This is a genomic window from Streptomyces sp. NPDC025638 (assembly GCF_055558775.1).
The window spans coordinates 55,844-77,147 of the sequence record NZ_JBVHLX010000025.1 but is presented as its reverse complement, the minus strand read 5'-3'; the positions used below and the strand labels follow the sequence as shown (position 1 = coordinate 77,147).

At 69.2% G+C, this 21,304-nt stretch carries 20 protein-coding genes and 2 pseudogenes; 11 read left to right on the top strand and 11 right to left on the bottom strand.

The window, feature by feature from the left end:
- Window positions 1-18 precede the first annotated feature (18 nt).
- The gene (locus ACZ4EG_RS41570; RefSeq protein ID WP_467794316.1) at window positions 19-564 is read left to right on the top strand and encodes a hypothetical protein; all 546 of its coding nucleotides are present in this window, start codon (window positions 19-21) and stop codon (window positions 562-564) included.
- A 180-nt stretch (window positions 565-744) separates the two neighbouring features.
- Here the strand turns inward: ACZ4EG_RS41570 and ACZ4EG_RS41565 are convergent, their stop codons facing one another.
- The 3 genes from ACZ4EG_RS41565 to ACZ4EG_RS41555 form a co-directional block, all read right to left on the bottom strand.
- On the bottom strand, window positions 745-1,296 hold the full coding sequence (locus ACZ4EG_RS41565; RefSeq protein ID WP_467794315.1) for a hypothetical protein: 552 nt from the start codon (window positions 1,294-1,296) through the stop codon (window positions 745-747).
- 260 nt (window positions 1,297-1,556) lie between these two features.
- Window positions 1,557-2,489 carry a methylenetetrahydrofolate reductase gene (locus tag ACZ4EG_RS41560; protein ID WP_467794314.1) on the bottom strand — a complete coding sequence of 311 codons (933 nt, stop codon included), beginning with the start codon at window positions 2,487-2,489 and terminating at the stop codon, window positions 1,557-1,559.
- A 288-nt stretch (window positions 2,490-2,777) separates the two neighbouring features.
- The gene (locus ACZ4EG_RS41555) at window positions 2,778-3,101 is read right to left on the bottom strand and encodes a putative quinol monooxygenase (protein WP_467794313.1); all 324 of its coding nucleotides are present in this window, start codon (window positions 3,099-3,101) and stop codon (window positions 2,778-2,780) included.
- A 146-nt stretch (window positions 3,102-3,247) separates the two neighbouring features.
- Here ACZ4EG_RS41555 and ACZ4EG_RS41550 point away from each other — a divergent pair, with 146 nt between their 5' ends.
- The 3 genes from ACZ4EG_RS41550 to ACZ4EG_RS41540 all read left to right on the top strand — a co-directional run bounded on the left by ACZ4EG_RS41550 (window position 3,248) and on the right by ACZ4EG_RS41540 (window position 5,868).
- Window positions 3,248-4,081, top strand: a complete 834-nt coding sequence (locus tag ACZ4EG_RS41550; RefSeq protein WP_467794312.1) for a helix-turn-helix transcriptional regulator — start codon at window positions 3,248-3,250, stop codon at window positions 4,079-4,081.
- A 152-nt stretch (window positions 4,082-4,233) separates the two neighbouring features.
- Window positions 4,234-4,926, top strand: a complete 693-nt coding sequence (locus ACZ4EG_RS41545) for an SDR family NAD(P)-dependent oxidoreductase (RefSeq protein ID WP_467794311.1) — start codon at window positions 4,234-4,236, stop codon at window positions 4,924-4,926.
- Between the two features lie 90 nt (window positions 4,927-5,016).
- A complete protein-coding gene (locus tag ACZ4EG_RS41540) occupies window positions 5,017-5,868 on the top strand; it encodes an IS5 family transposase (protein WP_467794310.1) in 852 nt (283 codons plus the stop codon).
- On the opposite strand, the gene ACZ4EG_RS41535 is transcribed toward ACZ4EG_RS41540, so the two are convergent.
- A complete protein-coding gene (locus ACZ4EG_RS41535; protein ID WP_467794309.1) occupies window positions 5,826-6,254 on the bottom strand; it encodes a ParB N-terminal domain-containing protein in 429 nt (142 codons plus the stop codon). The genes ACZ4EG_RS41540 and ACZ4EG_RS41535 overlap by 43 nt on opposite strands.
- A 196-nt stretch (window positions 6,255-6,450) precedes the next feature.
- Between ACZ4EG_RS41535 and ACZ4EG_RS41530 the strand changes: the two genes are divergently transcribed.
- Window positions 6,451-7,080 (top strand): hypothetical protein, encoded by a 630-nt coding sequence (locus ACZ4EG_RS41530; RefSeq protein WP_467794308.1) that lies wholly within the window; start codon window positions 6,451-6,453, stop codon window positions 7,078-7,080.
- 671 nt (window positions 7,081-7,751) lie between these two features.
- On the opposite strand, the gene ACZ4EG_RS41525 is transcribed toward ACZ4EG_RS41530, so the two are convergent.
- From ACZ4EG_RS41525 to ACZ4EG_RS41510, 4 genes are all read right to left on the bottom strand, one after another.
- Window positions 7,752-8,639 (bottom strand): thiopeptide-type bacteriocin biosynthesis protein, encoded by an 888-nt coding sequence (locus ACZ4EG_RS41525; RefSeq protein WP_467794307.1) that lies wholly within the window; start codon window positions 8,637-8,639, stop codon window positions 7,752-7,754.
- Between the two features lie 80 nt (window positions 8,640-8,719).
- Entirely contained in the window at window positions 8,720-9,952 is a 1,233-nt protein-coding gene (locus ACZ4EG_RS41520) for a lanthionine synthetase C family protein (RefSeq protein WP_467794306.1), read from the bottom strand.
- Complete coding sequence (locus tag ACZ4EG_RS41515) at window positions 9,949-10,485, bottom strand: thiopeptide-type bacteriocin biosynthesis protein (RefSeq protein ID WP_467794331.1); 537 nt, start codon at window positions 10,483-10,485, stop codon at window positions 9,949-9,951. Before ACZ4EG_RS41515 ends, ACZ4EG_RS41520 begins: the two co-directional genes overlap by 4 nt.
- A gap of 14 nt (window positions 10,486-10,499) precedes the next feature.
- A complete protein-coding gene (locus ACZ4EG_RS41510; RefSeq protein WP_467794305.1) occupies window positions 10,500-11,588 on the bottom strand; it encodes a lantibiotic dehydratase in 1,089 nt (362 codons plus the stop codon).
- Between ACZ4EG_RS41510 and ACZ4EG_RS41505 the strand changes: the two genes are divergently transcribed.
- A complete protein-coding gene (locus tag ACZ4EG_RS41505; RefSeq protein WP_467794304.1) occupies window positions 11,561-11,983 on the top strand; it encodes a transposase in 423 nt (140 codons plus the stop codon). The genes ACZ4EG_RS41510 and ACZ4EG_RS41505 overlap by 28 nt on opposite strands.
- 68 nt (window positions 11,984-12,051) lie before the next feature.
- On the opposite strand, the gene ACZ4EG_RS41500 is transcribed toward ACZ4EG_RS41505, so the two are convergent.
- Window positions 12,052-14,322, bottom strand: a complete 2,271-nt coding sequence (locus tag ACZ4EG_RS41500; protein WP_467794303.1) for an MMPL family transporter — start codon at window positions 14,320-14,322, stop codon at window positions 12,052-12,054.
- A gap of 175 nt (window positions 14,323-14,497) precedes the next feature.
- On the opposite strand from ACZ4EG_RS41500, the gene ACZ4EG_RS41495 reads away from it, so the two are divergent.
- The 4 genes and pseudogenes from ACZ4EG_RS41495 to ACZ4EG_RS41480 form a co-directional block, all read left to right on the top strand.
- On the top strand, window positions 14,498-15,670 hold the full coding sequence (locus ACZ4EG_RS41495; RefSeq protein WP_467794302.1) for a sensor histidine kinase: 1,173 nt from the start codon (window positions 14,498-14,500) through the stop codon (window positions 15,668-15,670).
- Window positions 15,645-16,307 (top strand): response regulator, encoded by a 663-nt coding sequence (locus ACZ4EG_RS41490; protein WP_150497990.1) that lies wholly within the window; start codon window positions 15,645-15,647, stop codon window positions 16,305-16,307. Before ACZ4EG_RS41495 ends, ACZ4EG_RS41490 begins: the two co-directional genes overlap by 26 nt.
- Before the next feature lie 364 nt (window positions 16,308-16,671).
- A pseudogene (locus ACZ4EG_RS41485) lies at window positions 16,672-17,359 on the top strand (IS3 family transposase); the annotation flags it as partial.
- 34 nt (window positions 17,360-17,393) lie between these two features.
- Window positions 17,394-17,655: pseudogene (locus ACZ4EG_RS41480) on the top strand (IS701 family transposase); the annotation flags it as partial.
- A 170-nt stretch (window positions 17,656-17,825) separates the two neighbouring features.
- Here the strand turns inward: ACZ4EG_RS41480 and ACZ4EG_RS41475 are convergent.
- Window positions 17,826-18,815, bottom strand: a complete 990-nt coding sequence (locus ACZ4EG_RS41475) for an AraC family transcriptional regulator (protein ID WP_467794330.1) — start codon at window positions 18,813-18,815, stop codon at window positions 17,826-17,828.
- 378 nt (window positions 18,816-19,193) lie between these two features.
- On the opposite strand from ACZ4EG_RS41475, the gene ACZ4EG_RS41470 reads away from it, so the two are divergent.
- Entirely contained in the window at window positions 19,194-19,967 is a 774-nt protein-coding gene (locus ACZ4EG_RS41470; RefSeq protein ID WP_467794301.1) for a LuxR C-terminal-related transcriptional regulator, read from the top strand.
- Here ACZ4EG_RS41470 and ACZ4EG_RS41465 read toward each other — a convergent pair.
- Window positions 19,931-21,229, bottom strand: a complete 1,299-nt coding sequence (locus tag ACZ4EG_RS41465; protein WP_467794300.1) for a beta-ketoacyl-[acyl-carrier-protein] synthase family protein — start codon at window positions 21,227-21,229, stop codon at window positions 19,931-19,933. The genes ACZ4EG_RS41470 and ACZ4EG_RS41465 overlap by 37 nt on opposite strands.
- Between the last annotated feature and the right edge of the window lie 75 nt (window positions 21,230-21,304).

Genomic DNA, 21,304 nt, shown 5'->3' with positions numbered 1-21,304 from the left:
GCCGAAGGAACCGTGCTCATGCCCCAGCCTGAATCCGGCCCGGCCGACCGCACCCCGGATGTCTATCTCCTCTTCGCGCACGAGCCGTACTACCCTGGCCCCGGAACCCAGGAGATCAACACCACCGTGGTGGCCGCCGACTCGCTGCTCCACCCGCAGGTGCACCAGCCCGACGGCGCCCGCATCCACGACCTCCTCACCCGGGGAAGGCAGCCGGGCGAGATCATCCCGCTGGCCACCCTCACCCACGAACTGAACGGCGGCGCCGACTGGCCGACTGTCGGCGACTGGGAGAGCGTCATCACCGACCTGCTGCAGCTCGTCCGCTCCGGGGACTGCGATGCCCTCAGCCTCGGCCTGCCCGAGATCGCGCGCGCCCTCGTCTGCACGGGGCCTCACAGCCACGTCCGCGCCTATGACGCCGACGACTTCGTTGTCTACGGGGCTTCGGAGCGCGCCGCGGTCCTGGACGAGGTCGGCGTGTTCCTCACCGGCATTGCGACCGAGCAGCCCTTCTGGCCGGGGGACAGCCTCCTGCCCCCGCTGGTGGGGCGGCGCGCCTGAGGGAGATGAGCCCGGCCGCAGTGAGGGAAGTGGACCATGTTCGGATACGAATCGCGCGCCGTCTGGGCAGAACTGCGGCGCATGCTGCACCGGCTCATCAGCCGCCGTGAGGGCGGCCCACCTGTCCCGTGAACGCCGACGCCCCAGGCCATCTGCCTGGGGCGTCGTGCTGAGCACCCGCTATTCCTCGCGCAGCAGGCTCAGCGGGAGGGGCCGGGCCTCGCCGCCACGGCGGCGACGGAGGATGCTGACGTCGCCGAGCAGTTGCCGCAGTTCCTCCTCCCGCTCCTGGGCGTACGCGTACCGCTCGGGCAGGACCTCCAGCAAGTGCTTCCACTGGCGCTGGCCCGCGCGAACGCACGTGCCTCCACAGTTGTTGTGGCTGAACCCGAGCTCGTACAGGCGGGGCGGTGCGATGCCCAGGGCCCGGGCCTCGTCCAAGAGTTGCTCCTTGGTCCGGGTCGGCTCCCATTTCCCGCACAGCGGGAAGCGTGTGACCCAGGGCTTCCAGTTTCGGGCGATCGCCGGGATCCGGGCCCGATCGCGCCGATTGTTCTCGATCCCCACGTACACCAGCGTGTCGGCGGGGTCGGCGTGCTGCTCCATCCACTCCCGGCAGGGCACCTGCTTGAGCAGGCGCGTGCAGGGAGCCAGCCGGTCGTTGCCGAGGAACCGGACGTCGCGGAAAACCTCCCACGGGGTGCGACCATCGGCGACCTTGGTCAGCGGCACACCGAGAAGCCTGCTGGTGTCGTCGGCGAACCTCCACAGATCGTCGTTTATCTAGAGTTGTCAAGCGTTAAGCATGCTCAGGGCACTGCATCCCCCTCAGGGACGTAAGGCACGCTGCTGAACATCCGGCTCGCCGAGCCGCGCCGCCGCGGCTCGACATCCGCATCCGCGGCGACGTGGGGGGCCGAACTGCCCATCCAGCCCCATGGTCTGGAACAGGACTGATGCAGGCGACGACCGCTTGCCGACCTGACGATGATTCAGCCCAGCAGGTCGCGGATCTCCCGGACGAGGTCGATGGAGGCGTCGATCTCCAGTTTGCGGTTGGTGAGGCTCTCGACGTTGATCCCGAAAGGCAGGCCGAGGCGGCGGCAGTACGCGATCAGGGCCCGGGCGTTGAGGAGGCACTGCTCGTACGACGCGGCCAGGGGGTCGCCGCGGGTGATCTCGGCCTGGAGCCATCGCGGGACCTCGATGCCGAGCCAGGTCATGAACTCCAGGGTCTTCACCGACCCGCACGGGGCCAGGGTCAGCACCACCGGCTTCGGGTCCAGGCCCTGGTTGCGGCAGCCGTGGGTGTAGTCGGAGAGCAGGTTGCGGGTGTGGTCCAGGTCGTAGCAGACCTGGGAGACGAAGAACTCGCAGCCGGCGTCCTGCTTGTGCAGCATGCGTGCGTGCTCTGTCCCCGAGGCGGCGTGCCGTTCGGCGATGACCACGCCGCCCATCCGCGGCGGTAGGGAGAGCCTGGCATGCCGACGGTAGGCCTCGGGAAGGCTCGTCCGGACCACCTGGTGCCGGGAGGCCGCGCCGACCAGGACGGTCAGCACCCGCTCGCGGTCGGCCTGCGACCACCAGCGGTCCAGCTGGTCGCCGGTGTACTTGCCCACGGCGCGGTAGACGATCACCGGGCCGGCCCAGTCGGCGAGATGGCCGTCGAGGAAGTGGGCCGGGTCCATCATCGGCATGAACGGGAACGGTCGCGGGGCCTCGGTCCGGTCGGCCTCGGCGTCCACGTCGTAGAGGATGAGCCCGTCGACCTGCACCGACCGGAGCCGGGTCAGGGCCGCGGCGGCGATGGCGTCGGCCTGCTCGGGGGTGGTGGTCTGCCGTGGCGGGGTCAGGCCGAAGAGCAGGACGCCGTCACAGGTGCGGTCCATGAGCTCGGCGGCCGTCACGGTCTCGGGGGAAGCCATTCGTGCATTGTGTCAGCCCACTCACGGCGGGAACCGCACCCGGTCTTCGGGCGCGGACCCGGTTCGCCGGACGGCGCCAGCGGGCGCGGGGCAGGCTCAACCGTCCGCCGCCGGAGTGATAAGAACGACCGGCAATAGGCATCGGGTGTGGGGGAGGATGCAGAGCAGGCACGGGTCCTCGTGATCTCAGTGATTACGAAGGACGGCCGTGCCCGCGCTGCCGCCTTGCTGCTCGAAACCGCTCAGCGTCGGAGGACGACGATCACGACCGCCGTGCTCCGGGTCGGCCTACCGTGCCGGGCGGAACGGCTGCAGGAATCGGATCCCGTCCTCGATGCTGCCGTCCATCAGTTCCAGCAGTTGGGGCACCAGGTCCTGCATGCGGGGTGCCTGCAGGTGGCCTTCGAGGGCCTCGCGGCTCTCCCAGCGCTCGAGGATGACGAACGCGCCCGGTTGTCCCTCGACCTGGTGAGCCTCGTAGTCGATGTTGCCCGCGTCGTAGCGTGATGCGGTGACGGCGGCTGTCATGAACGCCTTCATCGCGGCTTCCTTCCCGGATTTGGCCCGGGCTTCCCACAGCACGGTGACGTAGTGGTTCGACGTGGTGGTCATGCTTGCTCCTCCTGACTCCGAACAGCATCGTTGTGCGCCGTTCACGACTCGACACTGAGCCCCGGGGAGCGTCGGCGGGAGCTACGGGGCTTCGTGGTACAGCGCGTACCACCCAGCGGGGCGGGGTGTGCGGGAGGATGGTGTTCATGGATCAACTCGGTGCCGCGCTGCGGGCGTGGCGGGACCGGCTGGACCCCGTGACGGTGGGCTTCGCACACGGCTCACCCCGTCGGGTCCCCGGTCTGCGACGCGCGGAGCTGGCGACGCTGGCCGGCATCTCGGTCGAGTACGTGGTCCGGCTGGAGCAGGGACGGGTAGCGACACCCTCGGCGCAGGTCTGCTCGGCCCTGGCTCGCGCCCTGCACCTGTCCGACGACGAGCATGCTCACCTTTTGCGCATGGATGGTCACGCAGCGGATCCGAGCCGGGTTCCGCGAATGATCCCAGGGAGCCTGTACCGGATCGTGGACCAGCTCGCCGGCAACCCGTTGGCGATCTACGACGCCACCTGGCAGTTGCTGCACTGGAATCCGCTGTTCGCGGCCACGTTCGGCGATCCCACGGTCCGCGGTGTGGGAGATCGCAACGTCCTGGTCTGGCAGTTCCTGGGTGAGCTGCCCCGGGTCCGGCAGACGGCGGCCGAGCGGGCGGCGTTCGAGGAGTCCCTCGTCGCCGACCTGCGCGCGACGACGAGCCGGTACCCCGACGATCCCGACCTCGCGGCGTTGGTATCGAGGCTGAACCTCAGCCCACGGTTCTGCGAGTTGTGGAGCCGCCGAGCGGTGGGCGGTCACCAGAGTGCGCACAAACTCGTCCAGCACCCGGATGTCGGAGACATCGCCATGAACTCCGACATCCTCAACACCCAGGACACGAACCTCCGCCTCGTGGTGTACACGCCTCAGCCAGGCACCGACGCCCGCAGCAAACTCGAATTCCTTGCGGCCATTGGGGTCCAGAGGATGTCTCCTCAGGGATGAAGGCCCGCGTTCTGCCTCGTCCGGTGGACCAGGCTGCTGAGTGGTACGCGCCGTACCAGGAAGTCCCGTAGCTCCCGCCAACCCTCCCGGGGACCCAGCATGGAGTGCGTGAACAGCGCACGACCGTGCTGTTCGGACCAGGAGGAGCCAGCATGACCACCACATTCATCACCGGGGCCAACAAGTCCCTCGGTTTTGAAACCGCTCGTCGCCTCGTCGAGGCGGGGCACACCGTCCTCCTCGGTGCCCGCCACCGTGAGCGCGGTCGGGCCGCGGCCGAGTCGCTCGGCGCCCGGTTCGTTCAGATCGACGTGACCGACGACGCCTCGGTCCAGGCCGCGGCCGCGGATATCGCCGCGCATGAGGGAACGATCGACGTCCTGGTCAACAACGCCGGCGTCCTCGGCAAGGTCGGCTCCGTCGAGGAGTACACCGCGGCCGACGTGAGCGCCGTGCTCGACGTGAACGTCGTCGGGATCGTGCGCGTCACGCACGCCTTCCTCCCACTGCTGCGCAAGTCGCCGAACCCCGTCATCGTCAACGTGTCCAGCGGGATGGGCTCCTTCAGCATGACCCAGGACCCGGCGCGGATCGAGTCGCGGTATGCCCTGCCCCTCTACTGCGCCTCGAAGGCCGCGGTCACGATGCTCACGACGCAGTACGCCAAGGAACTGAAGGACGTGAAGGTCAACGCCGCAGACCCCGGGCAGACCGCGACCGACTTCACCGGCGGCCTCGGACACAGCGTCGCCGACGGCGCAGAGTCCATCGTGACCCTCGCGACGATCGGCCCGGACGGGCCGACGGGACAGTTCATCGACCGATCCGGGAACCTCCCGTGGTGAACCTGCCCTGAGCTCAGGGTCGGTCGACCCGCCGCCCTGCGCGTACCTCATGCTCGTAATCTCTGCGCTCAGTGATCACGAAGGACGGCCGTGCCCGCGCTGCCAGCTTGCCTGCTCGAACCCCTGTGGGACCAGTTCGCCGCGCTCCTCCCCGTCCGGGAGGAGTTCGTCGTCGGCCACCCGCTGGGCTGTCACCGCCGCCGGATCCCCGACCGAACCGTCTTCGAGCACGTCGTGCTTGCGCTGGTCCATGGTTCCGGCTACGAGCGGATCTCCACACCCGGATGCTCGGACCGCACCATCCGCCGACGCCTCAAAGAGTGGTCCCGGCAGGGGATTTCCAAAGCGCTGCACGCTCTCGCCCTGGACGCCTACGACCGGATGATCGGCCTCGACCTTGGCGAGATCTCGGTGGACGGCTGCATCACCAAGGCCCCGTCCGGCGGGGAGAAGGCCGGCCGCTCGCCGGTCGACCGGGGCAAGCAGGGGCTGAAGCGCTCCGCCGCCTGCGACGCCCGCGGCGTCCCGCTGGGGATCGTCTCCGAGGGGGCCAATAGGCATGACTCGCCACTGCTCGGACTGACCCTGGACGCCGCGCAGGAGCAGGTCGGCATGCTGCCGGACACCGTGAACGTCAACCTCGACCGGGGCTACGACAGCATCAAGTCCCGTGCGTTGATAGCCGAGTTGGGGTTCACTGCCGAGATCGCCCGCAAGGGTGTGCCCGCCCCGATCCAGGCCAGCAGGCGCTGGCCCGTCGAGCGCACGCATTCGTGGATGAACGGCTACGGCAAGCTTCGGCGCTGCACCGAGAGAAACGGCAGGGTCGTGGACTTCTACCTCTACCTCGCCGCTACCCTCGTCACACTTCGCATGCTGATCTGGCAGGCACGCAGCCGCTACCGCTGGGATGGCCGACCCATCAGCCGCCGCCTCAAGTGATCCATTTGCCGGTCGGTCTTAATACGGGCGGGTCGAAGATTGCCGTGCGTGCAGCGTGCGCGAGGGCGCTCTGCGCCGGGCCGCGGGACGGCGGTCAACAGCACGTCGAAGGATCCGCGGGCCAGAGCCGTGGTGCTGGGTGCGTGGACCTCGAAGGCGGCCTCCAGGCGCGGCACGAACAGCCGCTCGTCCCTTCCGGCGGCCACTTGCTGTACCAGGGCGAGCAGCAGTTCGTCGCGGTCGGTGACGCGCTCGCTCTCCGGCGCCAGTGTGCGGACCGTCGCCGCCTGGGCGGCGAAGTAGCGCCGGTGCCCCATCTTCAGCTGGTAGGTGTCCTCGCCGAGCGGGAGGACCACGACGGGGACCTTCACGCCGTTGGCCGTCACGGACTTGAGGAACTTCTCGTCAAGTCAGTCGCCGGCATGGCGGGCTGCTAGAGTTCCGGCGGGCAGACACGCATGCCTGTACCGAGCCGGTGAGCGCCCACGCCGCGACGGCACGATCGGTCAAGGTCCTCGGGGCCGCGTCCCGGTGTTCTGTCTGACCGGAGGCGTGGGATCCGAGGAAGGACAGGCACTCACCGTGCCCGAGAACGCTGCCCGCAAACGCCGTGCCCGCGAACTGGCCCGACGCCGGGGCATCGCTTACACCGCGGCCCTCAGGATAGTCAGCGGCGGCTCGCCCCCGGCCGGATGGGCCCAGGAGAAGCTCAAGCAGGCATACGTAAACTTCGGCCGACGGGTCGGGGTCATCACCGAGCCGTCACTTTCGGGCCCGTACTTCATGGGCACCGAGGGATACGGCGAACGCCTGAGCCACCTCTGGCTGGGCTACGGCGACCGGCCAGGCCTGCCTGATGCCTTCATCGGGACCCACCGCCCCCTGCCGGGCGACGAACGCGACACCTGGCTTCTTGTCACCGGACTGCACAACTTCATCGCCCAGCACGAGTGGCACTCGGGCGACCGGGCCCCAGGCGATCTGGACCCCGATGGGAGGCACGACCTGACCGTCCGCGCCCTGCACGCGGTCCAGACCGCCCCCCGGGAAGCGGCCGAAGCGCGGTTCCACGACGGCCTCTGGCAGTGCATCCGCGTGCGGATCGGCGGCTTCGAGGCTCTGGAGATCCCCTACGAGGACGGCAGCATCGTCTACTGCGGTCTGGCCTCCTTGTCGGGCACCGTGCGGTTCGGACTGGAAGGAGCCGGCTGAGACTCCCGTCTGGAACAGGGCGAGTTGAACCCTGCGAAGGGTCTGTCACGCGGTCACCCCAAGGAGTTCGCATAGGCGGTCGAGGGTCGGGGTCGCGGCCGCCCGTACCACCGTGTCCCCTTCACGGCCCCCTCGATCGGGTACTCCTGGAAGACGCCGTTCTCCATCATCCCTTCCGGGTCCACGTAGACGATCCGCATCCCTTTGCGCGGGCTCTCGCCTGCACCGCGCGCGAGTCGGCGTGGAGGCCGATCACCAGAAGCGATCGGGCCTCGTCGAGCAGAGGCACGGGCGGAATCTTCTGGTCGTACCGGCGGACGAAGACCTCGGGCAGCCCCGCCCGCGCGGACAGCACATCGAAGGAGTGGGTGATCACAGGTCCAACCATGTGCACGGCGGGCCAGGTGCGGGAAGGGCGGCTGGGCGAAGGTGCGGCCGAGGCTGTCGGGGCCGAATTCGAGCGTAGGCGCCTGCACGGACACCCTGACGGGCACGAGGAAGCCCCATCCTCCTGTACGGGGGGACGGGAGGGGTGGGGCAGCTTTCAGCGGCGGGTCACAGTGCCTCACCGGTGTTCGAGCAGGACGTTGCACCGGTCACAGGACGTCGACCAGGAGAAGAGCCAGTGGTCCGGCGGGCAGGAGGAATCGCCCGTCTTGTGCAGGTCAACTTTATCCGGGCGGGTCGAAGATTGCCGTGCGTGCGGCGTGCGCGAGGGCGCTCTGTGTGCCGATGGATAGTCCGAGTCGGTTCCAGTGGAAGATGACGTGGTAGGCCAGCACGCGACGCAGCCCGCGGTCCATGGACGCGGATTTCACGGCTTCGGCGAGTGCTACACCGACATCGCGGAAGGCGGCCGCCCACGCCTGCACCGGTGCCAATGGGCCGCCCGGCACAAAGAGCGGATCGTCGGGATCCATGTGAGAGAGCAGCAACTTCCTCAGCTCCGTGGTCATCTCCATCAGTCGTTCTCCCGGAACGCTGCCGAGCGCGGACCGGTGTTCCTCGCCGATAACGCGGTGCCATACGTCGCCCTGTTCGTACCACTCGAGCCCGGCGGCGCGCATCATGATCGAGCAGAGGAGTACGGACAGCTCTCGGCGGCCGATGGGCATGTCCGGGCGGTCAGCGAGGGCCAGGATTTCCCGGCTGTCGGCCGAGAAGAGGTAGTGGGCGGCTTCCATGCCGGCTGATCCGTCGAACGCTGTGATCTCCGGCTCGTAGGTGCCCGGCCACCACCGTTGCAAGTGGCCGGCACTCACCAGGTTGTCGAGTGCCGCACCGATGCCGGCCTTGGCGCCCGGGTCGGGGTGGATGCCGAGGCGCAGCCTCCAGCAAGGGTGTTTGCGGGTGTACCACCAGGCCGTGATGCTCCCCTTGGCCTCGGCGTTGAACAGGATTGGTCGCAGAACGGCGGCCGCTGTGGCTTCGGCTTGGCCCCAGTTTGGGAACTCGAGGTAGAACTGCCACCAGGTGGAGCGCTCGGCCTGATCGGCGAGCGCGGCGTGACCTGCTTGCGTGAAGAGCTCAACGGCGTTGCCAAGGACGGTGGCGTCCATCCCTGCTCGACGAGCGACATCGTCTATGGGTTCCCCGGCCAGAACCTGCAGAACGGTCTCACCGGCCGGTACACCGCAGCTCAGTCGATCAGCAGACATGCATCCCATCCTGTTCTTGGTGCCTGGTCGGTGGCGAGGGTGGTCAGGGCCAGGGCGTATCCGGCCTGGCCTGTGATGAGGCCAGGGACGCCGGGTGCTCCGGGTTGGGCGTGAGTGATCAAGGCCTTGCCGAGTGGCTCCAGCAGCGTGGTCAAGGAGGAGGTGGGGGAGTCGCGGGCGGCCCGCCATGCGGTTTGGTAGACCCCGGCCCAGCCGTGGCAGAGCGTGGTGTCGGTGAGCGCGCCGAGCTGGACGGGGTCGGTGAGGCACCGGTGGAGGGCGTCCTCGTACGTCTGCTGCAGGGAGGTGTCCTGCAGGGCGATTCCGGCGAGTTGGCCGGCACGTGCGATGCCGACCGTGCCGTAGCACCAGCTGGGCCGGGCGGGTGCGTGGTGGTGGGGGCGTCCGCGGTCGAGGTCGTGCCGTGAGAGGTGTTCCGGCCACCAGGGGCCTGCGGGTCCTTGCTGGCGCCATGTGTTGAGGTGTTCACAGATGGTCCAGATAGCTTCTCGGTGGCCGCTGACGGTGATGCCGCGGCGCAGGCTCTGGGCCAGGAGGAGGAGCGGGCCGGTGATGCCGTGCGCGGCGCCGAAGTTGCCGTGGCCGCCGGGGAAGTGGGGGGATTCGCCGCGGGCCGGGTCGTGGCGGACCCACCAGCCGGGCAGGGCGCGGTCTTCGGGGGCGAGTGGGCGGGTGAGAGCGACGAGGTAGCGCAGGACGCGTTCCAAGGCAGGGCCGTCGGGTTCGGTGCGCAGGAGGTAGGCCCCGATGCCGGTGAGTCCGTAGAAGAGGTCGTACTCCGCGAAGGTAGATAGTTCGCGGCTGCGGATGCGGGCGAGCGCGGTTTCGGTGCGGCGGTGGGCGAGGGCGGTGATGTGCCGGTGGAGGGTCTTGCGCGCCGGGTCGTACAGGTGCTGGAGGGGCGGCGGGAGGGTGGTGAGGAGGAAGCCGACGGCCGGGGCGCCAAGGTACAAGCCGGTGGTGTCGGCCGCGCTGATGTGCCCGGCGGCTGCGGCAGTGATCCACCGGTGGGCGCAGCGCCAGGAGCCGCCGTACCGGCTGGCGATCTCGATGTGCAGCAGACTGATCCCGGCGGCGCCGTCGGCGAGGGACTGTGCCGTCCAGGGTTCGTCCGGGGGTGGGGGAGCGGGTTCTGCCAGATGGGCGGTGTACTGCTCCAGGATCGCTGCAGCGGTGGAGGCCGGCACGGTCATCGGCTCGCCATCCGATGCTGAAGGGCCGCGGTGCGCACGAGCCGCAGCGTGGTCTCCTCGGAGCTCGGGCTGACGCCCAGGCTCCGGACGTGGTGCAGGTGCAGCAAAGACCGGGCGACAATGAGCGGAGCACGCTCTCCGGTCAGGGTGCTCCGGTAGGTGTGCAGGGCGACGGCGCGGGCCCGCCACGCATCGGCGACCTGAGGACCGCCGGGAAGGGCCGCAAGAGTGGATACCCCTTCGGTCGCGGCGAGTTCGAGCACTTGCCTTCGCAGGGCTCGGTCCAGCCTGCCCTTGCCCTGGGGAACGTTGCGTACCAGCCACTCCTCGGCCTCGGTAGTGCTCGGTGCGAGGTGGGTGACGAGGTTCAGGGCGCTGGCCGCGGCGAGGGCCTGCGGGGCGAAGGCGTCGGTGCGTTCGGTGAGTTCGATCTGCGCGAGTGCGGCGGCAGAGTCCGCCGCGAACACCTGGTGCGCGGCGTCCATGGCCGCCTTGTGGCCAAAGCGTCCGGTCTGGGGTTGGTAGGCGGCCAGGACGAGCCCGGAGGCTAGGCCAGCGTGTCCGCCCAGGTGCGGGCGTGTTCGGCTGCCGGGCCGTACGCGCCCGGCGGCAATGGAAGCGTGAGATCGAGGTGCTGGTCGGCGTCCGGACGGGCCATCTCCCGGTGCCGGGTGAACCACCAGGTCGGCGGGGTGCCACCGAACGCGGCGAGAAGGCGGGGCAGGTGCCGGATCAGGATTTCGTCGTAGCGGCCCGGGTGGGCGTGCAACTGCGCGTGGAGGACGTCGCCGCCGCCGGGCAGGAGCGGCCGGGCGGCGGACGGGGCGGCGGGACGTGGCTGGGGAAGGTCCGCGGCCTCGGGCTGGGGGCATGCGAGGGAAAGCCATATCTCGTGCGCACGCCCGATCCAGCCGAGGGCGTCGTCGCCGGGGACTTCGCGTAGCTCCAGGCGCCGGGCGCTGTCGAGGTGCGCGCGCACGATACGGCGATGGACCGGGTGGGCCAGGTCCAGGGGAAGGCGCTGGTCGTACTCGATCATGGCGACCTGCTTCGGAACATGCAGGCGGTCACGCCAGGCGTCGAAGACGTCGTCCCACTGCTCCACCGGGGCCTTCCTGCTGGGCAGGCCGTCGGCTTCCAGCAGCCATCGGGCCTGGGTGAGGATCGTGCGGCGGTAGCGCACTCGCGGCAGGAATGGGAGCCGGGCGCCGGCGCCGAAATCGAACGGCTTGTCCAGGGCATGCAGGACCCGCATGTCGATACGGCGGCGGGTGGAGAGCTGTACGAGGTGGAATGTGCGCGAGTCCGCGGTGACGGCAAGGTCGGCGAGCTGGATCGTCGTTGCGTCCGCGACTCGGTGGCCGGACAGTTCGATGACGTTCGGCAGTAGCTGGAGTGTGCGGGTGACGTTCTCGTTGCGGCGGCGGCGCGGAGGAAATACGAGCTGTGTGGGGGCAGCGTCGGGGGTGCCGTGGTAGGTGGCGGCGAGCGCGTCCTGTTGCTCTAGCGGCAGGACATGGGCGAACCGGCCGGCCATGCTGCTGCCGGGCCGCGGCACCGAGGTCAACAGCACGTCGAAGGAGCCGCGGGCCAGAGCCGTGGTGCTGGGTGCGTGGACCTCGAAGGCTGTCTCCACGCGAGGCACGAACAGCCGCTCGTCCCTTCCGGGTACGGGTACGCGGGCCCGTCGGCCGACCCCGCATCCGGCCGGACGCGGTCGCCGGGGACAAGGCGTACTCGTCCCGCGGAAACCGCGCCCACCTGCGCAAACGCCGTATCAAGGCGGTCATCCCGGAGAAGAAGGACCAGGCCGCCAACCGGAAGGAGAAGGGCTCCAGAGGTGGCCGACCCGTCAGCCACGACGCCGATCTCTACAAGGAGCGGAACACCGTCGAACGCCTGATCAACAAGCTCAAAGCATGGCGAGGCATCGCCACCCGATACGACAAGACTCCCGACAGCTACCTCGCCGGTCTCCACCTGCGCGCCTCGATGATCTGGATCAAAGACCTCACCAGGACCACCCGATGATCACGACTCGATATGCCCCCTAGGTGACGCGCTGAGGTGCCGGACGCCAAGGGCGGGCAGGAGTTGAGTCAACGGTCAACCAGCCCTGGACGAGGGGCCTCACCCGTGGATTCCGCGTCGGTGTCGTCGGTGCCGACCGGGCCGCGGGGAAGCATCCAGTCTAGCCACTTCGGCAGCCACCAGTTGGTCCGGCCGAGGAGTGTCATGGTCGCCGGTACCAACACCATGCGTACGACCGTGGCGTCGATGAAGATCGCGGTGGCCAGGCCGAGCCCGAACATTTTGGTGGAGGGGTCCTCGGCGACGGCGAAGGACAGGAAGACCGCCACCATGATGAGGGCGGCCGAGGTGATGATCCGGGCGGTGCCCGAGACGCCCTCAACGATCGCCGTGCCGTTGTCGCCGGTGCGCAGGTACTCCTCGCGTACGCGGGAGAGGAGGAACACCTCGTAGTCCATCGACAGGCCGAACAGGATGGCGAAGAGGAACATCGGGATGAACGACACGATCGGAACCGTCGCTTCCAGCCCGATGAGTGCGCCTCCCCAGCCCCACTGGAAGACCGCGACCATGATGCCGTAGGCCGCGCCTATGCTCAGCAGATTCAGCAGTACCGCCTTGAGCGGTACGAGTATCGAGCGGAAGACCAGCATCAGCAGCAGGAACGACATCGCCAGCACGGCGGCGACGAACACCGGCAGGCGTTGGCTGGTGCGTTGGCCCACATCGGACAGGCTCGCGGCGGCGCCGCCGACGTGGGCCCTGGCCGGGCCGTGGCCGATCGCCGTGGGCAGCACGTCGGTGCGCAGCCGGGCGATGGTGTCGGCCGTGGCCTTGTCCTGAGGGCTGGTGGTCGGGAACACCACGAGGGTCGCGATGCCGGTGGCCCGATCGATGTGCGTCGGCGCGACGGATGCTATGCCCGGATCCGCCGCGACCGTTGCGACGAGTCGGTCCAGCACTCCCGGATCACCGGCGGGGTCCGCGGCGATGACGAGGGGACCGTTGGTGCCCGGCCCGAACCCCTCGGCGACGAGGTCGTAGGCCCGGCGCTCGGTACGGCTGTGGGGCAGTGAGCCGTCGTCGGGCAGGCCGACGCGCAGGCCGAGCACGGGCAGCGTCGCCGTCAGCAGCAGCCCCGCCGCGCCGACCGCGTACGGCACCGGGTGCCGGCCGACGTGCCCGATCCAGCGACGCCACCCGGCGGCGTGGGCGGCGCCTGCCGCCGGGTCCCGCCGCCGTGCGAGTCGGCCCAGCTTCCTGGTCTGCAGAGCCCGGCCGATCCGGCCGGCCCGGGCCAAGCGCGGGCCCGCCGCGCCGAGGAAGGCCGGCAGCAGCGTCACCGACGCGACCACCATGGTCAGAACGACGATCGAGACGGCGAGCCCGCCCACCGTCATGAACGGTACGTTCGCGACCGCCAGGCCGAGGATCGATACGACGACGGTGCCGCCGGCGAAGACCACGGGCCTCCCCGCCGTAGCCACCGCTCGTCCGGCCGCCTCGTGCGGATCGAGCCCGCGCGCGAGGTACTCCCGGTGCCTGGCGAGCACGAACAGCGCGTAGTCGATGCCCACTCCGAGCCCGACCATGCTGCCCAGGACCGGTGCGAAGGTGGGGACGTCCGTGACCCCCGCCAGTACCGTCATCGTGGCGACCCCGACGGTCAGTCCGAAGACCGCCATGCCGATCGGCAGCGCGGCGGCGACGAGCGAACCGAACGCCAGGAACAGGATCGCGGCCGCGGCGAGGAGGCCGATCAGCTCGCTCGCGCCGCCGTCGGGGTCGGAGAAGGCGTAGAAGAGGTTCCCGCCCATCTCGATGCGCAGGGGCAGTTCGGCGCGCAGCCGGTCGCCGAGATCTACGAGGGCGTCGAGGTCTTCGGTCGACAGCCGGCTCTGGTCGGGGTACTGCACCCGGACGACCGCGATCCGCCCGTCGGCCGAGACGAGGCCGCCGCGCACGGCCTTTCCCCCGCCTGCGTCGAGTGCCCCCGCCGGGTCGCTCGTGCCGAGCACGTGCGGCAGCCGCTTCACCTCGGTCTGCAGCCGCGTGAGAGCGGTGCGCGCGCTGCCGTGGTCGAAGAACGTCGCACCGTCGTCGAGGGGGGTGACGACCACTTGGGCGGTCATCCCCTCCTGGCCGGTGCCTGCCCGCTCGATCAGTTCCGCGGCCCGTTGGGAGTCCAGTCCCGGAGCGGTCATCGAGTCCGCGGTCCGCCCGCCGATGGCGATCGCGGCGAGGACGGCGAGCGTGGCGGCGATCAGCCATGCCGCGATCACCCGCCAGGGATGGCGGGCGGCGCTTGCGCCCAGGCGCAACAGGGCTTTCGAGAGCATCGGGTCCTCCAACCACCTCGTCGGCCGTCCTTGTACGGCCGCCGATGCCGAGGTTCGTCGCCACGGCGCTCTGCGGCATCGGCTCGCGGGCCGCGGATCCGTCGGCCCCGGGGCGGAGTGACGACCCGTCCTTTCGGCCGATGCGCGGCACGGCGCGGTCCCTAGGCTGAGAACCGTGCTGCGAGACGACCTGCGAACCCTGTGGACCGAACCCCGGCCGCCCGACGCGCCCGCCCGGGTGTGGCGGGACTGGGCGCTGCTCGCCGCGGGCCTTGCCGGTGTGGTGCTGGAGGCCACCCTGCGCGAGAACGTCGTGTGGCGGCCGGTGGCGGTGGTGTTCGCCGTATGGCTGTGCCTGCTGCACCTGTGGCGCCGGACCCGCCCACTGGCGATGGTGACGCTGGCGTTCGGCTCGGTGATCCTGCTTCAGGTGGCCTCGCTCGTCGCCGCTCCGCGCGAGCCCGTCGGCCTGTACACCGGCGCGGTCGTGCTCGTGCTGGTGTACGCGCTGCCCCGGTGGGGATCGGGACGCGAGATCGTGCTGGGCGGCGCGGTGATCCTCGCGGCCGGCGCGCTGTGTTCAGTCACGGACGAGACCCCGGTCGTCGAGAACGTCGTGGGCTTCGTCTTCCTGCTGCTGCCCGGCGTGGTCGGGGCTGCCGTGCGGTTCCGGGTGACCGCTCGCGAGCGGCAGTTGGAGCAGGTGCGCTCCCGCGAGCGCGAGCAGCTCGCCCGGGAACTGCACGACACGGTGGCCCACCACGTGTCGGCCATGGTGATCATCGCCCAGGCGGGCCGGGTGCTCGCGGGCACCGACCCGTCCGCCGCCGTCGAGGCGCTGGAGGGGGTCGAGGAGGAAGGGGCGCGCACGCTGGAGGAAATGCGCGCCATGGTCGCCGCGCTGCGCGACCGCGGGGTCGGCGCCGAGCTGGCGCCCCCTGCCGGAGTCGCGGATCTGGAGCGCCTGGTGCGCACCCCGGGTGGTCGCCTCAGGGTCGACCTGGGGCTCGACGGCGAACTGGACGCGCTGCCGCCGGCCGTGGACGCGGCCGTCTACCGGATCGTGCAGGAGTCGGTGACCAACGCGCTGCGCCATGCGGTCGACGCGACCGAGCTCGTCGTTCGGGTCGCCGCGGAACGGCACACGGTACGGGTGAGCGTGCGCGACAACGGCCGGCGCACCGGCCGGGGTCGCGACGGATACGGACTTACCGGACTGCGCGAGCGCGCGACCCTGCTCGGCGGCACACTACGAGCCGGCCCGGGTACCGACCGGGGCTGGCATGTCGAAGCCGAACTGCCGAGAGCGAGGAGCGAGAGCGGTGTCCATTCGCGTCCTCGTCGCTGACGACCAGACGATCATCCGTACCGGGTTGCGGATCATGCTGAACGCCCAGCCCGGCATCGAGGTGGTCGGCGAGGCCGCCGACGGGCGGGAAGCGGTACGTCTGGCCCGCGAACTACGCCCCGACGTCTGCCTGTTCGACATCCGCATGCCCGTACTCGACGGGCTCGAGGCCACCCGGCTGGTCGCCGGCCCGGGCGTCGCCGACCCGCTGGCCGTGGTCGTCATCACCACGTTCGACCTCGACGAGTACGTCTACGGCTCACTGCGTGCCGGCGCCCGCGGATTCCTCCTCAAGGACACGGGACCGGACCTTCTGGCGCAGGCCGTACGGTCGGCGTCCGACGGTGAGGCGCTCATCGCGCCCAGCGTCACCGTCCGTCTGCTCCAGGCATTCGCGGACCTGCCCGCCGGCCGGCCCGTGGCCCAGCCGGTCTCCCCCGTCACCGCCCGCGAGGAGCAGGTGCTCCTCGCCGTCGCTCGCGGGCTGACCAACACCGAGATCGCCGATGCACTGCACATCAGCCTCAGCACGGTGAAGACGCATCTGGCCAGCCTGATGGCCAAACTCGGCGCCCGCAACCGGGTCGAGATCGCGATGTGGGCCTACGAAACGCGCCGTATCCTCCCCGGAACCTGAGCCGGGTGCCGGGCCATGTCCCATGAGTCCCCGCCCGGACATCAGTGCACCGGTCGGCTCACGTCGGCTCCACGTGCCTCACCCGCCTCAGAGCGTGACGTACCAGGAGGCCGGAACTGGGACGGTGAGACACCCGATACGACAAGACTCCCGACAGCTACCTCGCCAGTCTCCACCTGCACGCCTCGATGATCTGGATCAAAGACCTCACCAGGACCACCCGATGATCACGACTCGATACGCGGCCTAGCTCGCCGACTGGATGAGTCGCCAGCCAGGTCGGGGCCATGGACTCAGAAGGGCGCAGACTGATGTCCACGGACAGGGGCACAGTGGTCGCCCATGGCCAGTCGGCAGGGTCCGTCGTGTCCATGCCGAGCTGCGTGGCTTCGGACACACCGTCAACCGCAAGCGTGTCGAGCGCCTGATGCGCAAGCACGGGATCGAGGGCCGTCACCTGCGGCGCCGCAAGCGCACCACGGTCCCCGACGGCTCGTGCCGCCGGCCCCGGATCTGGTGAACCGAAGGTTCTTTGCCGGGCGGCTGGACGAGAAGTGGTGCGGCGACATCACATACGTGCAGGTCGGCGGGACGTGGCTGTATCTGGCCTGCATCCTGGACATCTGCTCGCGCCGGGTGCTCGGCTGGTCGATGACCACCCACATGAGGTCCGACCTGGTCATTCACGCCCTGAAGATGGCCGTGGCGACCCGCGGCGGCGGCGTGGACGGGGTGATTTTCCACGCGGACCGCGGCGCTCAGTACATCTCGGCCGCGTTCGCGCAGGTCTGCGAGGGTTTCGGGATCCGCAGGAGCATGGGCCGGGTTGGCTGAGCTGGGACAACGCCCTCGCAGAGAGTTTCTGGCAGGGACTGAAGAGAGAGACGATGCACGAAAGGCTGTTCTCGACGGTGCGTCAGGCAAGGCTGGAGATCTTCCAGTGGCTGACGTACTACAGCGCCCGCAGGCGCCACTGTGCCCTGAACTACCTCTCACCAGCCGAGTTCGAACAACAGCATCAGAGAGAACGTAAACTCACACTCGCAGCATGAACCCCTGTGTCCACACTCCGGGGGTCACCTCAGCCACCAGACCCTCGTAAACTGCGCCTTCAGCTTCTGCTGGAACACCTGGTTCGCCCCACCCCCACCCCCTTCAAGCCGCTCCGCTACCGGGTCCTGACTCGCTGTCAGACCCGTTAGAGAGGGGGAGAACCGATATCCCAGCAGCCCCAACCGGCCTGCTGGCCCCGAGCACTGCGGGCCGTCCGCGGGCTCCGTGGCTGGCTGACGCCCTGGGCCACGCTGCAACGCTACTGGCGGGCATGGTCGACGAAGCCCCCGCCTGAAGCACTCCAGGAACTGATCAACACCGTCGGCAGCGGCAGACCTCTTGATCTCGACTGCCCGCCACCGTTAGGTGACATCACGTCGCAGTGTAGTGAGGCTCGCAGCGGTGGCGATCACCACGGCGTACACGGCCAGCATTACCGCGCCGCCCCACTGAGCAGGCTGGCCTTCACTCGTGGGCCCTCGACAGGTTGCGTACTGATTGCGTTCGGTAGGCACCGGGGGTCGCACCGGTCCACCGGCGGAATGCGCGGATGAATGCCGCCGCGTCGGCGTACCCGAGACGTACGGCGATCTGGTCGACCCCGAGTCCGACGGTGGACAGCATCTCGACAGCACGGGCGTGCCGCGCTGCGTCGACCAGACGCCGGTAGGACGTGTCCTCCACCGCCAGACGCCGGTGCAGAGTGCGGGTGGAGACGTGCAGCGCGGCTGCGGCAACGCCCATGTCGGGGATGCCGTCCGGCCACTGCATGAGCAGTTCCCGTACCCGCGCTGCGAATCCGGCGTCGGTGCGCCGGGCCAGCAGGAGCCTGCACTCGCGTTCGCACACCTGCATGGTGTGCTGGTCCGCCTGCGGCAGCGACTGCTCCAGTACCGCCGCGAGGGTGACGATCGCGTTGCGCGGCGCGCCGAAGGCGATGGGCACGTCGTCAAATGCCTCGTACGGTGCGGACTTTTCAGGCCGTGGGAAGCGTAGATCCAGCCGGAGGGGGGTGAAGGGCCGGCCCACAATGGTGTCAAGGATGGCCCGGATATTGGCTATTTCCCGCTCGATGAAGAAGTGCCGGACGGGTGGGGGCACCAGCCCGTCGTCCAGGACGAGACGGACCTCGTTTCCGTCCTCCTGAAGGTGGATCCCGACCATGGCGAAGGTGAGTTCCAGGTAGCGCAGTCCCACAGCCGCGGCCTCGCGCAGCGTCGGGCTGGCGAGCAGTGCGAAGCCCAACACGCTGTACGTACGCAGCGGAATCCGGCTGCCGACCTCGAGCCCCAGGCCGGGAGCGTCGCCCGTGGCGCGGACCAGGTTCTGCGCCACAGTGAGCTCCTGCCAGGCCCGGACATGTGCGGCATCGTCGGCAAGAGCGTTCTCGTCCACACCACTGCCGTCGAGGCATGCCGGTACGGGCACTCCGCGCTCGACGCCCACGTCCACCATCGCGCGCACGCCTGCGATGCCTCGGTTGAACAGCCGTGGAGCTGTGGAGACTTCGTTGGCCGCCGGCCTGTGTCCGGAACGGCCAACAGCATGGCCGCCATTGCCTGGAACCAGCACTGCCAATCCCCTTAGCATCGGAAGGGATCGATGCGGCGTATCCCGCCGTAGGCTGCCATTCAGCCTAGTCGGGATGTGCGTGCGGGCCAGGGGTCGTGCGCGTTATCAGCCACCGCTGTCTGTAGCGCTCGGCGCGCCCCACGGCCATCACGTGCGCAACCGCTGCACCGGAAGAAATTCTCGAGCACAGCCAGACGCACAGTACCGGTTGCTGGTTGCCGAAGGCAACGGGGGCACTTCCGAATCGCACGGGCGGAGCGAATGATGGACGACTTCAGCACGTTGGAAGTAATGCTGGTCGACAATGAGGATCTCGTGCGCCGCGGATTCCGGCAGGCCCTCGGGGAGGCGCCGGATATCACGGTGGTCGCCGATACGAGGGTCGGCGAGGAAGCATTACGCATGGCCGAGCTGCGGCGACCGCAGGTCGTCCTCGTGGATTCCGAATGCGAATTCATCCGAAAACTCGCCCAGCCTTTGGGGATGGCAGTACCCGGAGTCGCGCCGGGGATAATTGTCCTGACCAGCAACGCCCTTGACAGCCATCTGCTCGGGTCGCTGAAGGCGGGCGCACGTGGTTTTCTGCTCAAGAGTGCCAGCCAGGACGAGCTGATCTCAGCCGTCCGTGCGGTTGCTGACGGCGCGGCCTTCCTGTGCCCCACGATGACCCGACGGCTGATCGATCGGTTCGAGATCCTGCCGCCGCCACATGAGCGGTCTCACGCGGTCGCCCTGGCAAGCCTGAGCGGCCGCGAGACCCAAGTTCTCTGCGGTATAGCCATGGGCAGGTCGAACCAGGAGATCGCCCACGAGCTGCATGTCACGCTCGCCACCGTGAAGTCCCATGTCTCGCGCATCCTCGCCAAGCTCGAGTTGCCGAACCGGATGCACGCGGCGCTGATGGCCCAGCGGAGCGGTCTCGTGCGCCCGCCCCAGCCACCGCGGGCCATGCAGGCCGCAGCAGGCGCCCTGTCCTCCGGCCCGTCCCGAGCCCGTGGTCAGGCAGGCTTGGTGAACGCGAGGACCACGTTGTGACCGCCGAAACCGAAGGAGTTCGAGATGGCCCCGGTGACCCTGATGCGCCGCTGGGTTCCCGTGACGATTTCCACCTTCACCTCGGGATCCTTGTCGTCGAGGTTCCTGGTCGCGGGAATCACGTCGGTGAAGACGCTCAGGACCGTGAAGATGGCCTCGATCGCGCCGGCCCCGCCTATGAGATGGCCGGTGATCGACTTGGTCGCCGTCACAAGAGCATGCGGACCGAGCGATTCCAGCAATGCCGCCGCCTCGATACGGTCACCGACGGGCGTACCGGGAGCGTGGGCGTTGACGTGAACGATGTCCTGTGGGCCGAGGCCGCCGGAGCGCAAGGCCTCGCGGATCGCACTGATCTGACCGTCCGCTGACGGAGAGGTCATGGTGTGCGCGTCGGAGCTCATCCCTGTACCGGCGAGCGTGGCATACATCCGCGCGCCACGAGCTTTCGCGAACTGGGTCCGCTCCAGCACGACGGCGCCGCCACCCTCGGACATGACGAAGCCGTCACGGGCACTGTCGAACGGCCGCGATGCGTTCTGAGGGTCCTCATGACGGCCGGACAGGGCACCCATGCGGGCGAAAGCCGCCATGGACAGCCGGCCGATGCATGCCTCGGTGCCGCCGGCGACAACGACATCGGCCCGTCCGGCACGCAGTATGGCGAGCCCCATGGCTATTGCCTCCGCTCCGGAGGCGCAGGCGCTGGTCGGCGCGTGGGCGCCGGCCCGGGCGTCGAGAGCCAGACTGACGGCGGCGGCCGAACCGTTGGGCATCAGCATTGTCACCGCGAATGGCGACACGCGACCCGGCCCCTTGGCCAAGGATAGGTCGTGCTGGTCGACCAGCGTCGTCCCGCCGCCGAGGCCGGTGCCGATCACCACGGCCAGCCGCTCCGGCGCCACCTCGGGCGCGCTGGCGTCGGCCCATGCCTGCCGGGCAGACACCATCGCAATCTGCTGGCAACGGTCCATCCGTCGGGCCTCGACCCGGTCCAGTACCTCGGTCGGTTCCTGACTCAGCCGACCTGCCAGCCGTACGGGCAGATCGCGAGCCCACGATTCGTCGAGCACGGTGATCGGGGATTCGCCGGCGAGCAGCGCCTCCCAGGTGGAGTGGACGTTGCCACCCAGCGGCGTGGTCATTCCCAAACCGGTGACCACAACGTCGGCCGTACCCAGGACCTTCCCGTCCGGGCGGCTGGGGAGTTCGGGGAGCTTCGGATAACCCAAGAAGTAGCCGTCAGGTGCGTCGTAGGACATCAAGGTTCCCTTTCTGAAGCCTTCTGGGGAAAAGTTCTCCCTTGAATACGGGCCATTCGTCGTCCACTGGCCGTC

Bases quoted from the DNA above. Each gene is read 5' to 3' on its own strand.
- ACZ4EG_RS41500 (WP_467794303.1), bottom strand. From the start codon at position 14,322: ATGCTCTCGAAAGCCCTGTTGCGCCTGGGCGCAAGCGCCGCCCGCCAT.
- ACZ4EG_RS41560 (WP_467794314.1), bottom strand. From the start codon at position 2,489: ATGGCTTCCCCCGAGACCGTGACGGCCGCCGAGCTCATGGACCGCACC.
- ACZ4EG_RS41520 (WP_467794306.1), bottom strand. From the start codon at position 9,952: ATGACCGTGCCGGCCTCCACCGCTGCAGCGATCCTGGAGCAGTACACC.
- ACZ4EG_RS41545 (WP_467794311.1), top strand. From the start codon at position 4,234: ATGACCACCACATTCATCACCGGGGCCAACAAGTCCCTCGGTTTTGAA.
- ACZ4EG_RS41470 (WP_467794301.1), top strand. From the start codon at position 19,194: ATGATGGACGACTTCAGCACGTTGGAAGTAATGCTGGTCGACAATGAG.
- ACZ4EG_RS41475 (WP_467794330.1), bottom strand. From the start codon at position 18,815: ATGGTGGACGTGGGCGTCGAGCGCGGAGTGCCCGTACCGGCATGCCTC.
- ACZ4EG_RS41570 (WP_467794316.1), top strand. From the start codon at position 19: ATGCCCCAGCCTGAATCCGGCCCGGCCGACCGCACCCCGGATGTCTAT.
- ACZ4EG_RS41550 (WP_467794312.1), top strand. From the start codon at position 3,248: ATGGATCAACTCGGTGCCGCGCTGCGGGCGTGGCGGGACCGGCTGGAC.
- ACZ4EG_RS41465 (WP_467794300.1), bottom strand. From the start codon at position 21,229: ATGTCCTACGACGCACCTGACGGCTACTTCTTGGGTTATCCGAAGCTC.
- ACZ4EG_RS41525 (WP_467794307.1), bottom strand. From the start codon at position 8,639: ATGGACGCCACCGTCCTTGGCAACGCCGTTGAGCTCTTCACGCAAGCA.
- ACZ4EG_RS41555 (WP_467794313.1), bottom strand. From the start codon at position 3,101: ATGACCACCACGTCGAACCACTACGTCACCGTGCTGTGGGAAGCCCGG.